This is a genomic window from Agromyces sp. Y558 (assembly GCF_059445415.1).
The window spans coordinates 2,303,764-2,317,331 of record NZ_JCAIUH010000001.1 but is presented as its reverse complement, the minus strand read 5'-3'; the positions used below and the strand labels follow the sequence as shown (position 1 = coordinate 2,317,331).

Annotated in this window: 11 protein-coding genes; 4 read left to right on the top strand and 7 right to left on the bottom strand. The window is 70.1% G+C overall.

Going from position 1 to position 13,568, the window contains the following annotated elements; all coding sequences use genetic code 11:
• Nucleotides 1-162: 162 nt before the first annotated feature.
• The 5 genes from AC1C2T_RS10795 to AC1C2T_RS10775 all read right to left on the bottom strand — a co-directional run bounded on the left by AC1C2T_RS10795 (nucleotide 163) and on the right by AC1C2T_RS10775 (nucleotide 5,480).
• The gene (locus AC1C2T_RS10795) at nucleotides 163-825 is read right to left on the bottom strand and encodes a response regulator transcription factor (protein WP_495362549.1); all 663 of its coding nucleotides are present in this window, start codon (nucleotides 823-825) and stop codon (nucleotides 163-165) included.
• Entirely contained in the window at nucleotides 822-1,991 is a 1,170-nt protein-coding gene (locus AC1C2T_RS10790) for a sensor histidine kinase (RefSeq protein WP_495385258.1), read from the bottom strand. The genes AC1C2T_RS10795 and AC1C2T_RS10790 overlap by 4 nt, the downstream gene beginning before the upstream one ends.
• Nucleotides 1,992-2,106: 115 nt before the next feature.
• Nucleotides 2,107-3,432 carry a M50 family metallopeptidase gene (locus AC1C2T_RS10785; protein ID WP_495385257.1) on the bottom strand — a complete coding sequence of 442 codons (1,326 nt, stop codon included), beginning with the start codon at nucleotides 3,430-3,432 and terminating at the stop codon, nucleotides 2,107-2,109.
• Between the two features lie 249 nt (nucleotides 3,433-3,681).
• Entirely contained in the window at nucleotides 3,682-4,773 is a 1,092-nt protein-coding gene (dxr, locus tag AC1C2T_RS10780; RefSeq protein WP_495362546.1) for a 1-deoxy-D-xylulose-5-phosphate reductoisomerase, read from the bottom strand.
• 68 nt (nucleotides 4,774-4,841) lie between these two features.
• Nucleotides 4,842-5,480, bottom strand: a complete 639-nt coding sequence (locus tag AC1C2T_RS10775; RefSeq protein WP_495362545.1) for a 4'-phosphopantetheinyl transferase family protein — start codon at nucleotides 5,478-5,480, stop codon at nucleotides 4,842-4,844.
• Between the two features lie 141 nt (nucleotides 5,481-5,621).
• Here AC1C2T_RS10775 and AC1C2T_RS10770 point away from each other — a divergent pair, with 141 nt between their 5' ends.
• Nucleotides 5,622-6,380, top strand: coding sequence for a lysophospholipid acyltransferase family protein (locus tag AC1C2T_RS10770; RefSeq protein ID WP_495362544.1), 759 nt, complete (start codon nucleotides 5,622-5,624; stop codon nucleotides 6,378-6,380).
• Nucleotides 6,381-6,426: 46 nt separating this feature from the next.
• Nucleotides 6,427-7,365: a hypothetical protein gene (locus AC1C2T_RS10765; RefSeq protein ID WP_495385256.1), complete on the top strand. Its 939-nt coding sequence runs from the start codon at nucleotides 6,427-6,429 to the stop codon at nucleotides 7,363-7,365.
• Between the two features lie 66 nt (nucleotides 7,366-7,431).
• Here AC1C2T_RS10765 and AC1C2T_RS10760 read toward each other — a convergent pair whose 3' ends face one another.
• Nucleotides 7,432-7,908, bottom strand: a complete 477-nt coding sequence (locus tag AC1C2T_RS10760; protein ID WP_495385255.1) for an OsmC family protein — start codon at nucleotides 7,906-7,908, stop codon at nucleotides 7,432-7,434.
• A 135-nt stretch (nucleotides 7,909-8,043) separates the two neighbouring features.
• On the opposite strand from AC1C2T_RS10760, the gene gabT reads away from it, so the two are divergent.
• Nucleotides 8,044-9,420: a 4-aminobutyrate--2-oxoglutarate transaminase gene (gabT, locus tag AC1C2T_RS10755; protein ID WP_495362541.1), complete on the top strand. Its 1,377-nt coding sequence runs from the start codon at nucleotides 8,044-8,046 to the stop codon at nucleotides 9,418-9,420.
• 5 nt (nucleotides 9,421-9,425) lie between these two features.
• Complete coding sequence (locus AC1C2T_RS10750; RefSeq protein ID WP_495385254.1) at nucleotides 9,426-10,415, top strand: asparaginase; 990 nt, start codon at nucleotides 9,426-9,428, stop codon at nucleotides 10,413-10,415.
• Nucleotides 10,416-10,553: 138 nt separating this feature from the next.
• Here AC1C2T_RS10750 and AC1C2T_RS10745 read toward each other — a convergent pair whose 3' ends face one another.
• Complete coding sequence (locus AC1C2T_RS10745; RefSeq protein WP_495385253.1) at nucleotides 10,554-13,517, bottom strand: FtsK/SpoIIIE domain-containing protein; 2,964 nt, start codon at nucleotides 13,515-13,517, stop codon at nucleotides 10,554-10,556.
• Nucleotides 13,518-13,568 lie beyond the last annotated feature (51 nt).

Below are 13,568 nucleotides of genomic sequence, written 5' to 3'. Positions count from 1 at the left end.
GTCGATTCGAGTCTCGCGAGCTCGAGGCATCCGCGAATCCGCCCGGCGGAGTCATTTCGGCTGCTCCCCCGGGAGCATGCCGGGCGTCTGGGCTGCTCCCGACCGCCTGCCCGCTCCTTCCTCCTCCGCTTCCGCACGACCGTGAGCGAGCGGATGCCTCGGCTACTGCCAGCCCGGCGCGACGAGCCCCGACTCGTATGCGACGACGACGAGGTGCACCCGGTCGCGGGCGTGCAGCTTCGACATGATGCGCGAGACGTGCGTCTTCGCCGTGAGCGGGCTGAGCACGAGCCGGCCGGCGATCTCGTCGTTCGTGAGCCCGAGGCCGACGAGGCGCAGCACCTCTCGTTCGCGGTCGGTGAGCGCGGCGAGCCGCTCTTCATCGGGGGCATCCCGAAGGCCGACCGACATGCGCTCGAGCAGTCGCTTCGTGACCCCCGGCGACAAGAGGGCCTCGCCGCTCGCGACGACGCGTACCGCACGGATGAGGTCGACCGGCTCGGTGTCCTTCACGAGGAACCCGCTCGCACCCGCACGCACGGCCCGCGCGACGTATTCGTCGAGCTCGAAGGTCGTCACGATGACGACGCGCACCCCCGCGAGTTTCGGGTCGGCGGCGATCTGCTCGGTCGCCCAGAGGCCGTCGCTCCCGGGCATGCGGATGTCCATGAGCACGACGTCGACGGGTTCGCGTCGCACGAGTTCGAGCAGTTCTTCACCGCTCGAGGCCTCTCCCACGACCACGACGTCGTCCTCCGACTCGAGCAGGGCGCGGAACCCCGCACGCACGAGGATCTGGTCGTCGGCGAGCGCGACGCGGATCATGCGACCCCTCCCCAGGGCAGCCGGGCGGTGACGCGGGTACCGCCGAGCGGCGACGGACCGAGTTCGACCGTGCCGCCGAGAAGTGCCGCGCGCTCACGCATGCCGAGCACGCCGCTGCCATCGCGGGCCGCCGGACCCGTGCTGATACCGTCGCCGTCGTCGTCGACGGTGAGCACGAACTCATCGCCCGTACGCTCGACCGTGACGGTCGCGTGCGACGCGCCCGCGTGCCGCACCACGTTCGTCAGTGCTTCCTGCGCGATGCGATATCCGGCGAACTGCACCGCGCGGCGCGGCGACTCGTCCAAGCGGTCGACGAGCTGCGCGTCGAGACCGGGCGAGCGGATGCCGCGCACGAGCCTCGGCAACTCGGCGAGCTCGGCCTGCGGCGCGAGCGGTGCCTCCCCGTCGCGGATCACCCCGAGCACGGTGCGCACCTCTTCGAGCGCGGACTTCGACGTCTCCTTGATGCTGCCGAGGGCTGCGCGAGCCTGTTCGGTGTCGCGGTCCATGAGGTGCAGCCCGACGCTGGCCTGCACGTTGATCTGGGAGAGAGCATGACCGATGACGTCGTGCAGTTCGCGGGCGATGCGCACCCGCTCGCGCTCCTCGGCGCTCTGGCGTCGGCGCATCGCCTCTGCGCGGTACGCCGACGCACGTGAACGGCGCGTTCGAACGAACCAGCCGATGCCGAAGCACACGGCGAGCCCGAGTGTCGTGAAGGCGACACGGAACGGATGCCACGAGAGCCCGATCATCGAACCGAGCACGATCGCCGCGGCCCAGGCCACGACCACGGAGGCGACCGCCCACACCACGGCTCCGCGTGCGACGGCGAGCACGATCGCGAAGGCGAGTGCGACGTACGGCGGCCCGAGGTCGGGGGCGAGCACGAGATCGGCGAGCGCGACGGCCGCGACCACGGCGACCGTCGGGCCAGGGTAACGGCGGGCGCCGAGGAGGGCGAGCGCGCCCGCGGCGGCCAGCGCCACCTGACCGATCGCGGCCGGCCAGGGCACGCCGGTCCACACCGCGATGCCGATCGCGGCGGGCACCTGCACGAGCAGGCTGATGATGACCGGCGCGAACAGCACGACGCCCGGCGGCGGCCGGAATCGTTCGGGGCGACCGTCCCACTGGCGGTCCGCCCACGGGGGCACAGGCATTCCCCGATCGTATCGCCGGCCGCGACGGCTGGAATCGGCCCTGCGGAGGCTCACCCGCTACTCCGCAGGGAGTACGAGTCGATCTGATGCGAGGCGATCGCGATCGGCGCCCCGCTCAGAAGAATTGCACCGGCTTGACGATGTCGGCGTAGATGAGCAGCGCGCTCATCGCGCCGAACACGACGACGACCGCGAGGGTGACCGGCATCAGCTTTGCCAGGTCGACGGGGCCCGGGTCAGGGCGGCGGAAGAGTTTGGCGAAGCCGCGACGGATGCCTTCCCAGAGCGCACCCGCGATGTGGCCGCCGTCGAGGGGCAGCAGCGGGATCATGTTGAACACGAAGAGCGCGATGTTCAGTGAGCCGAGGATGCCGACCATGGTCGCCGCTTTCGAAGCGATCGGGATCTCGTCGATCGTCGCGATCTCGCCGGCGAGCCGGCCGACGCCGACCATCGACATCGGGCCGTTCGGATCACGCTCACCCGGACCGAACGCCGCATTCGCGACGTCGATCATGCGCTGCGGCAGGTTCAGGATGATGCCGGCGACGCCGGCGACGTTCTCACCGACGGCGGGCAGCACCGCGGTCACCGGTTGCTGAACGGTCTCGGTCGCGGGGCTGATGCCGACGAACCCGGCCGATACGGTCAGCTCGGCGCCCGAGGCATCCGTCACTACCTGGCCCTTGTCGTCGAGCACGAAGCGCTCGCTCAGCATCGGGGTGACTTCGAGTTCGATGGTCTCGTCGCCGCGTTCGACGACGAACGCGACGGGCTCGTTCGGACGGTCGCGGATGATCGCCGTCGACTCGGCCCAGGTCTCGATGGGCTCACCGGCGACGGAGACGATGCGATCGCCGGGCTCGATGCCGGCCGCTGCGCCGGGCGCTGCCGGATCGTCAGCCCCGCAGGTCTGCCGCTCGCTCGTCGCCGGCAGTGCGCACGCGGAGACCGAGCCGATGGTCGTCGAGGACTGCGCGACGCCGAAGCCCATGAGCAGCACCGCGAACAGCACGACTGCGAGCAGGAGGTTCATGAACGGGCCGCCGAACATGACGATGATGCGTTTCCACACCGGCAGCAGGTAGAAGGCGCGATGCTCGTCGCCGGCCGTGATGGATTCGGAGCTCGAGTCGCGCGCGTCTTGAACGAGACCGCGGAAGAACCCGGTGCTGTCGGCGTGCACCTGCTCGCCCTTGCCGGGCGGGAACATGCCGATCATCGAGATGTAGCCGCCGAGCGGAATGGCCTTGACGCCGTACTCCGTCTCGCCCCTCTTGCGCGACCATATGGTCGGACCGAAGCCGATCATGTACTGGGTGACCTTGACGCCGAAGAGCTTCGCGGGCACGAGGTGGCCGATCTCGTGCAGGCCGATCGACACGGCGATGCCGATCACGATGATGACGACGCCGAGGATGAAGGCGAGCACGGATTCCACGGCTGCAAGCGTAGTGCGCGAGCCTTTGAGTGCGCTGGCGGTCGGCTGTGAGCTCAGCGCCGGTGCTCGTTGGTCGAGCAGCGACGGTTCCGCTGGTCGAGTAGCGACGAAGGAGCGTATCGAGACCCCGCACGGCCGACGGGCCTTGCTGGTCGAGTAGCGACGAAGGAGCGTATCGAGACCCCGCACGAAGATCTCGATACGGCCCTGGCGGGCCTACTCGATCAACGGGATAGCGGGCCTACTCGATCAACGGGAGACGCGGTCGATACGCGCCTCGGCGGCACGCCGCGCGGCGCGCTCCGCCTCACCCAGCGACTCGATCGTCAGCGCCGCGTCGGATGCCTCGTGCTCCTCGACCACGCCGCGCACCGTGTCGACGATGTCGAGGAAGCCGATGCGCCCGGCGTGGAACGCCGCCACCGCCTCCTCGTTCGCCGCATTGAAGACCGCGGGGTATTCGCCACCCGCGCGCCCGACCTGCTTGGCGAGCGCGACCGCGGGGAACGCTTCGTTGTCGAGCGGCTCGAACGTCCACTGCTGCGCGGTCGTCCAGTCGAGTGGCTTGCCGATGCCTCCGACCCGGTTCGGCCAATCGAGGCCGAGCGAGAGCGGCAGCCGCATGTCAGGTGGAGAGGCTTGGGCGATCGTCGAGCCGTCGATGAACTCGACCATCGAGTGCACGATCGATTGCGGGTGCACGACGACGTCGATTCGGTCGTACTCGACGCCGAAGAGCAGGTGCGCCTCGATGACCTCGAGGCCCTTGTTGACAAGGGTCGCCGAGTTCGTCGTGACGACGAGGCCCATGTCCCACGTCGGATGCGCGAGCGCCTCGGCCGGGGTCACGGCCGTGAGCTCGTCGCGCCGTCGCCCGCGGAACGGCCCGCCCGAAGCGGTCAGCACCAGCCGGCGCACCTCGTCGGCAGCGCCCGCGCGCAGCGCCTGCGCGATCGCCGAATGCTCGGAGTCGACCGGGACGATCTGGCCCGGCTTCGCGAGTCTGGTCACGAGGTCGCCGCCGACGATGAGCGACTCCTTGTTCGCGAGCGCGAGCGTGGTGCCGCGCTCGAGCGCCGCAAGCGTCGGCCCGAGTCCCACGGAACCGGTGATGCCGTTCAGCACGACGTCGGCGTCGACATCTCGCACGAGCTGTGCAGCCTCATCGATGCCGACCGCCGTGTGCTCGACTCCGAACTCGGCGGCCTGGGCATCGAGTACCGCGCGGTTGGAGCCGACGGCGAGGCCGACGACGTCGAACCGCCGCGGGTTCGCCCTGATGACGTCGAGGGCCTGGGTGCCGATCGAACCGGATGAGCCGAGGATGATGACGGAACGCATGCCCCCACTGTATGAGTGTGCGCGTCGGTCGGTGTGCGGGTGTCGGGTGCGGGTTTCTGGTCGGGCGCTCAGCCGAGCACCGCGACCGAAGCGGCCCGGTTGCCCGGCACCTCGATGTCGTGGAATCGGATGTCGCGCCAGCCCGACCCGAACTCGGGCACGCTCCGTTCGATGCGACCGACCCCGCCGTCGTCACTCGGCATGGTGAGCGCAAGGCGCGACGGCTCGATGAAGTCGGTGTGCCCGACCGCGCGCAGGAGCGCGGTCTTCCGTGCCCACAGCGTCGCCCGGGCGATCGCTCGGCTCGCGGGGTCGAACCCGTCGAGGGCTGCGCGCTCGTTCGCATGGAACGCGGCTTCGTCGATCACCTCCCCGGCATCGAGGGTGGCGGCCTCGATGCCCACACCGAGCGGATGCCGCGTGGCCGTCGCCGCGACGATCGCGTCACCGGCGACGGCGACGTCGGCGTACCACGCCCCGCCGGAGGGCGTCAGCGGGTATGCGACCGACGGCCGCCCGTGCCGCGCGCCGCACTCGGCGCAGGCGTGCACGAGCTCCACGTCGTCGGCGGGCACTCCGGTCGCGCGCGCCACGAGTCCGCGCAGCACCGAATCGGCACCCGGTCCGCGCCGACCCCGCGAGACCACGACGACGCGCGCCCCCGAGGCTTCGAGCTCGATCAGCTCCCCCTCAGCTGCGACATCCATGCCCCCATCTTCTCGCACGGAGGCCGCGAACTTCTCGCACGAAAGGCCGCCTCGGCAGCACGCAGCCACTCGCGAACCGCGCGACGCGCGCGGGATCCGGATATGCCGTGCGACGCATGTCGGCGCGCGTAGGGTCGCAAGGTGACTGAGACCGAGGCCGCTGCCGTACCCGCACCAGTCCGGCAGGGACCCCTCTACCGCATCGTGCGCGGCGTCCTCCGCCCGCTCGTGCGCCTCATCTATCGTCCGAAGATCATCGGCGCCGAGCACGTGCCCATGCGCGGCCCGGTCATCCTCGCCTCGAACCACCTCTCGTTCGTCGACAGCATCGTGATCCCCCTCGCGTCACCGCGACCCGTGCAGTTCCTGGCGAAGTCGAGCTACTTCACCGGCACCGGCTTCTCCGGCTGGGTCTCGCGCACGTTCTTCGGCGCGATCGGCGCCGTGGCCGTCGAACGCGGTGCAGGCTCGCAGGCGCAAGAGGCGCTCGACGCCGGCCGCCGCATCCTCGAGGCGGGCAACGCCTTCGCGATCTATCCCGAGGGCACCCGTTCACTCGACGGCCGCTTGTATCGCGGCCGCACCGGCGTGGCCTGGCTCGCACTCATCACCGGTGCAACGGTCGTTCCCGTCGGACTCATCGGCACCGAGCAGATCCAGCCCGTCGGAGCGAAGCTCCCGCGCGTACGACGGGTGACGGTGCGCTTCGGTGAGCCGCTCGACCTCAGCCGTCACGGCCAGGCGACATCGGGCCGTGCCCGCCGGGCTGCGACCGACGAGATCATGGCGGCGATCCACGCGCTGAGCGGTCAGGAGCTCGCCGGTGTGTACAACGAGACCCCGCCGCAGGGCGCCCTCGCCAAGCTCGCCGATCGGGTAGTGCCGCGCGAGCGGATGTGATCGGATTCCCAGCCGATCCCGGCTTCGCCCCGGTATCGTCAGTCCGATGAGTTCCGCCAAGGTCGTCGCCCGCGTCACCGCGGCCGTGCTCGTCATGCTCGCGTTCGCCGCGTGCGCGGGCCCGAGCGAAACGCCACGCGCCGCAGGAGCCGACTCGGGCACAGTCACCGTCACCGACCTGCCGATCCCGCCGGCGACGCAATTCGACCCGAGCCTGATCGTGAGCGACGACTCGTTCTACGACGCCGGTGCGATGAGCGAACAGGAGGTCCAGGCCTTCCTCGACGGGCTCGACTGCCGCCCCGACGGCCGAGTGGCGTGCCTCGCCGACTACAAGCAGAGCACCACCACGCAAGCCGCCGCAGGCCCCGGGCACTGCGCGGAGTATCGCGGCGGCATCCGCGAGCGTGCGAGCCGCATCATCGCGAAGGTGTCCGCGGCGTGCAGCGTCAGCCCGAAGACGCTCCTCGTGCTGCTGCAGAAGGAGCAGTCCCTGCTGACCCGGCCGAGCGAGTCGGGCTACCTGCGGGCAACGGGCTACGGATGCCCCGACACCGCCGACTGCGATACGAAGTACTTCGGCTTCTTCAACCAGGTGTACAACGCCGCGTGGCAGTTCCGGCAGTACACCGAAGAGCCCGACCGCGCATTCCACGTCGGCGCGGTGGACGTGCAGTTCCATCCGGATGCCGCGTGCGGAACGGCATCCGTCGCCATCGCCAATCAGGCCACGGCCAACCTCTACAACTACACGCCCTACCAGCCCAACCCGGCCGCGATCGCCGACCCCGAAATCGGCGACGGGTGCTCGGCGTTCGGCAACCTGAACTTCTGGCGACTCTGGCACCGCTGGTTCGGCGACCCGGGCGCTGAGCGCTACCCCGGCTTCCTGCCGCCGTGCAGCCGGCTCGTCGGCGGGCATGCCTGCCCGATTCCCGAGGCGACGCTGCCGGCCGCGCCGCCGAGGCCGGGCATGGCGGGCTGATCAGGCCTCGCTCGCTGAGCCTGTCGAAGCGAGTCCGTATGACATCGCCATCTCCCTTCGACGAGCTCAGGGAACGACGGTCACGACCGGTTCGTGTCGAACCGGGAAGGCGACGGATGCCGCGATGAAGCACTTCTCGGAGGCCTCGGCGTGCAGTGTCCGTGCGAGCTCGACCATCGAGGCATCCGCGACCTCGATGTGCGGGCGCAGCACCGCCTCGACGAATGCGCCGCCGCCGCGACCGTCTTCCCGCATGAGACCGGTCGCCGCATCGGAGTAGCTGCGCACGATCACGCCGTGGTTGGTGGCCACGTGCAGGTAGGCGAGCATGTGGCATTCGCTGAGCGCGGCGAGGAGCAGCTCCTCGGGATTCCAACGCTCGCGGTCGCCGTGGAAGGCCCGGTCGCTCGACCCTGCGATCTCGTGCACCTTGCCGACGGCGCGCACGACATGCCGGCGGCCGTAGGCGCGGTAGCCCGCGGTGCCCTCGCCACGATCGCCCTGCCATTCGACCTCGATCGCGTAGTGGTGTTCGCCGAGCATTCGTCCTCCGATCAGCGCGTGTCTCGTCAATTCGATTCTCCACCTCACGGCGCTGTGCCGTGGCGCTCCGTCGCGGCGCTCGGCTCGACCGCCGCATCGGCGCGGCCTGCGCGGCGGCGATAAGCTGGACGCACCATGACTGATACCCCCATCGCCGCGCAGACAGCCGCCGCCCCGGTCTACACCGTGCCGCAGGAGCGCAAGGTCGTGACCGCCATCCCCGGTCCGAAATCGCTCGAGCTGCAGGCGCGACGATCGAAGGTCGTCTCGGCCGGCGTCTCGTCTGCCTTGCCCGTCTACATCGAGCGCGCCAACGGCGCGATCCTCGTCGACGTCGACGGCAATCAGTTCGTCGACTTCGGTGCCGGCATCGGCGTGACGACCGTCGGCCACACCGAGCAGCGCGTCGTTGCGGCGGCAGCGAGCCAGCTGCAGGATGTCATCCACACGCTCTTCACGATCACCCCTTACGAGGAGTACGTACGGGTCGCCGAGCTCCTCGCCGAGCACACGCCCGGCAACTGGGAGAAGAAGAGCGTGCTCGTCAACTCGGGCGCCGAGGCCGTCGAGAACGGCGTGAAGATCGCCCGCAAGCACACCGGCCGTCGCGCCGTGGCGGTGCTCGACCACGCGTATCACGGTCGCACGAACCTCACGATGGCCATGAACTACAGGGCGCACCCTTACGCCACGGGCTACGGCCCGCTCGCCGGCGACGTTTACCATGCGCCGAGCTCGTACCCGTATCACGACGGTCTGTCGGGGGCGGATGCCGCGGCCCGCACGATCGCCTACCTCGAGAAGGTGGTCGGTGCGAGCGACTTGGCCTGCCTCGTCGTCGAGCCGATCCAGGGCGAGGGCGGATTCATGGTTCCGGCCGACGGGTTCCTGCCGACCCTGCAGGCCTGGTGCACCGAGAACGGCGTCGTCATGATCGCCGACGAGATCCAGTCGGGCATGGCCCGCACCGGCCGCTACTACGCGAGCGAGCACTTCGGCTGGGAGCCCGACCTCGTGCTCTCGGCGAAGGGCATCGCGGGCGGCCTCCCCCTCGCCGCGGTCACCGGCCGCGCCGAGATCATGGATGCTTCGCACCCCGGCGGACTCGGAGGCACCTTCGGCGGCAACCCCGTTGCGTGCGCAGCGGCGATCGCCGTCTTCGAATCGATCGAAGAGCACGGGCTGCTCGCCGAGGCGCAGCGCATCGAGGCGACCTTCCGTGCCGGTCTCGAACGACTGGCCCGGCGCTACGACATCATCGGTGAGATCCGTGGCAAGGGAGCGATGATCGCCATCGAACTCGTGCAGCCCGGCACCGGCGCGACCACGAAGGCGCCGAATGCCGAGGCAGTCACCGCACTGGTCGCGTACGCGGCCCAACGCGGGGTGCTCTTCCTGAACGCGGGAACCTACGGCAACGTACTGCGCTTCCTCCCGAGCCTCGCGGTCAGCGACGCCCTCATCGAAGACGGGCTCCGTGTGCTCGACGACGCCCTCGCCTCCCTCGGATAGCACAGGTGGCCGGCACATTCTCAGTCACTGATTCCGTCGAACTCGCCGTGGTCGAACGCAGTGGTTTCATCGAGTCCCGGCACGCCGGTTCCGCCGTCGTGCTCTCCCCCGAGGGCGAGGTGATGCGCGCTCTCGGCGACGTGGTCACCCCGATCTTCCCTCGCTCGTGCCTGAAGCCGTTCCAAGCGGTCGCCGTGATGACCTCGGGCGTCACGCTCCGCGGTGAAGACGCGGCGATCGCCACCGGCAGCCACTCGGGCACGGCCGGCCACGTCGCACTCGTGCGGGGCCTCCTCGAGCGGGCGACCCTGCCGGAGTCCGCGCTCGGCTGCCCGCCGGCCGCACCCTCCGACCAGGTCGCGCGCGAGCAGCTCATCCGCTCCGGCGGCGCCCGCGAACGGGTGTTCATGAACTGCTCGGGCAAGCACGCGGCGATGCTCCTCGCCTGCGTCGCCAACGACTGGCCGCTCGAGGGATACCTCGATCCCGAGCATCCGCTGCAGAAACGGGTGCTCGACGTCATCGAGCGATTCACAGGTGAGCGGCCCGCGGCGACCGCGGTCGACGGATGCGGCGCGCCCGTGCACGCCATCAGCCTGAACGGCCTCGCCCGCGGCATCCAGAAGATCACGACCGCCGCACCTGGCTCTCCGTTCGCGCTGTATCGTGAGGCCGCCGCACTCACCGAGGCAGTTCGCGAGCATGCGTGGGCCGTCGGCGGCCCTGGGCAACCCGACACCGTCGCCGTCGAGCGTCTCGGGGTCTTCGCCAAGGTCGGCGCCGAGGGCGTCATGGTGATGACGGCACCCGACGGCACGACGGTCGCGCTCAAGGTGCTCGACGGTTCGTCGCGCGCATCGACGATCATCGCCCTTCGGCTGCTCGCACAGGCGGGCGCCGTCGACGATCAGGCCATCGACGCGGTGCAGACCGAACTCGATCTCTGGGTCATGGGCGGCGAACGCCGTGTGGGCGCGGTCCGCGCAACGATCTGACCTGATCGGAATCGCAATCGGAATCGGGATCGGAATCGGCCCGAGCCTGCATCCAAGAACAGGATGACCCGCTGTGCAGGTCTCGGATTCAGGCAGGGCAGCGCGATTTCAGTCGCCGAGCCCTGTTCCGAGGCAGGCTCAGTGCACGGTGTGCTCCAGCCATGTCGCCCGCCGCGCAGTCGTTCCGGGTTCGACGACCCAGCACTGCGCCTGGGCCTCGTCGAGCAACGGGGGCAGTTCGCGGGCACGCACGAGGGCCCGATACTCGGCGGTGCCACCGCGAACGACCAAGACTGCATCTTCACGGAGTGCGGCTGTGAGCCCCCAGCTCGCCGACCAGGCGTCGCTGTCGCCCACGATGACGGGTGGAGGTGCGTCGGCGGAGTGGATGGCCAGTGCCGCCCGAACGGCGGACTCGCCGCCGGCCGAGAGGAGCAACGGAGTTCGTCCGAGGGCTGCAATCGACGTCGCCGCGGCTCGCGGTGCCGCGGCCGCGACCGCATACAGTCGCTCGGGACTCAACTCGAACTGCGGCACCGGTCGGTGCGCTCGAGGCGCGGGGCGCTCCACCTCGATGAGCTGTATGCGGTGTCCGCGCCACTGACCCGCACCGGGGGTGTCTCCGGCTCGCCAGAGCTCGCCCCTGCCGCCAGCCTGAACGAGGTCTGAACGAGTCGCGTGCCGCAGCACCAACCGCGCGCCGAAGCCGTCGCGAAGGCCGCCTCCGAGCCCGTGCAACTGCACCGCGGACGCTGCGACCGCGGTGCCACGGCCGCGCGCTTCCCTGACGAGGGCCTCGACCATTTCGAGTGCCGCAAGGCGGTAATCGTCGGGCCACGCTCGGAACCGTGCGTCGAGATCGTCGATCACGACGAGGCGAGGTGGCGACGACTCGTCACGGATGGCGGCCAGGGCACCGACGAGCTCTTCCCACACCGCGCCGCGCGTGCCCTCGAGTCGCAGTACCGCGCCTGGCCCGTACGCGCGCACCGCGGCGTGCTCGACCGTCGCGAGCGCGGTGCTGCGGCCGCTCCCGGGCGCACCGAGCACGATCAGGCTGCCGTCGGCTCGAGGCGACCAGTGGGCGATGCTCCGTCGCTGCTGCTCGGGCTCGTCGAGCACGCCGATCGCGAACGCATCGCCCGCGGTGTGCTCCGCCGCGGGTTCGCCATTCGGAGGACGTGACGTGCGACCGGGCGAAACCACGGCCGCGAGCTCTTCAGCGGTGATGCGAGAGGGCAGCGGATCCAGCCATGTGCGTCGCGCACGCGGAAGCCCGGCCGTCGCCGCTGCAAGCGCGGTGATCGTCGCAGCTTCGGCGATCGCGGACTGGAAGAGCACCGGGCAACCGTCGCCGCGATCGACGACTCCGCGACCCGGCGAATCCGGCCGGATCTCTGCTGCCAACGGAGTGCCCACCACCGCCTCGCTGTCGGATCGCTGCATGACTCGAAGCGACACCCGGATCGCACAGTTGGCCGTGACCTGCTCACGCACGACCCCGTTCGGTCGCTGCGATGCGAGCACGAGATGCACGCCGAGCGATCGGCCCCGGGCTGCGATATCGCCGATGATCGCACCGAGGTCTGGGAACCGTTCGATCATCGCCTGGAACTCGTCGACGACGATGACCAGTCGTGCCAGCTCCACCTCATCGCCGAGGTCGGCGATGTCGCGCTTCCCGGCAGCGCCGAGCACCGACTCCCGGTGCTTGAGTTCGGCCCGCAGGCTCGAGACCGCGCGTTCCGCCTCGGCCTCGTCGAGGTCGGTGACGATACCCGTCACGTGTGGGAGGCCACGAATCGGTTCGAATGCGGCACCACCCTTGAAATCGACCAGGAGGAACGAGACACGCGCAGGCGGGTAACCGCTCGCGAGCGCCGCCATCCATGCGAGCAGGAACTCGCTCTTTCCGCTGCCGGTCGTGCCGGCGACGAGCGCGTGCGGGCCATCGCGCACGAGATCGAGTTCCAGCGTTCCGCCATCGACGGCGCCGACCGCCACTACAAGCGTCGAGCGATCCTGTGGTGCGACGGCCGGTCGGTGCAACTCGTCGAGGCGAACGCGCTCGGGAAGCGAGCCCGCCGGCGTGCCGAGACCGGCTCGTTCCGCGGCGAGAGCCGCCGACCGGGCCCAGCCCGCCGCCTCGGCTGCACCGATCAGGAACGGCACGAACCGTGAGTCGGCGACACCACCTCGTCTCCGCAGAATCGCCGCATCCGACGCCTCGAGCACCACGACCGTCTGCAGGCCCGGCGGCAGGTCTGCTGACTCGCGCGCGATGGCGATCAACGTGAACGGCGGTCGATCGGGCTGCGAACGGGCAACAGATGCTGCTGATCCCCCGGGCGCTCCGGTATCGTCCCCCTCGTCGACGACGACCAGCATGCGGCGACTCGGGCTGCCCCAATGGGGCAAGTGGCGCAACCAATTCCACGAGCCTCGCACGGGACCGGCGGGACCCTCGATGCCGAAGCTTCGTGGACTCGCATTGTGAACGAAGTGCACGACGGCGGCGCGCGCCGCAGCGCGGGCCAGCCAAAGGTCGCCCACGAATCCGATGCCGGGGCCCACCTCGGCGACCACGGGCGCGTCCTCCAGCCGTGCCGCCCCGAGCAGCAGGTCACGATCGACTGCATCGACCGGGCTCCCGTCGACCCGCAGCGAACTCGCGACCGCGCCGCGGCCGAGCACGATCGGAGACGGCTCCTCATCGCGCCAGGCCGCATGTTCGCCGGACTCGAGCATCACTCGTGCGGAGGGTGAGCGACGCCATGCACTCGCGCGCTCGAGGCCGTGACGCTCCTCGATCTCAACCGCGAGTTCGTCGAGTCGCTGCTGCCGCTCGCCCGCCGCCCGACGGCGGTGCCGACGCGCCGACCGTCGCGCATCCACCATCGACGCGATCGCCACGAGTGGACCGAGCACGGCGAAGACCAGAGCGAACGGCGAGCTCGTGATCGCCCAGAGGGCGACCGCACCGACGACCGGCGCGAGCGTGGCCAGCAGCGGGAAACCGGCACGGGTGGGCTCCGCAGGCGCAGCGGGCAGCGTGAGCGGTATGTCTACCGAATGCGGTGCGGGGTCGAATCGTTCCACCATGCGATCTGATCACCGAACCCGCGGGACGCGGTCGGCGCGCCGTCGATCGGG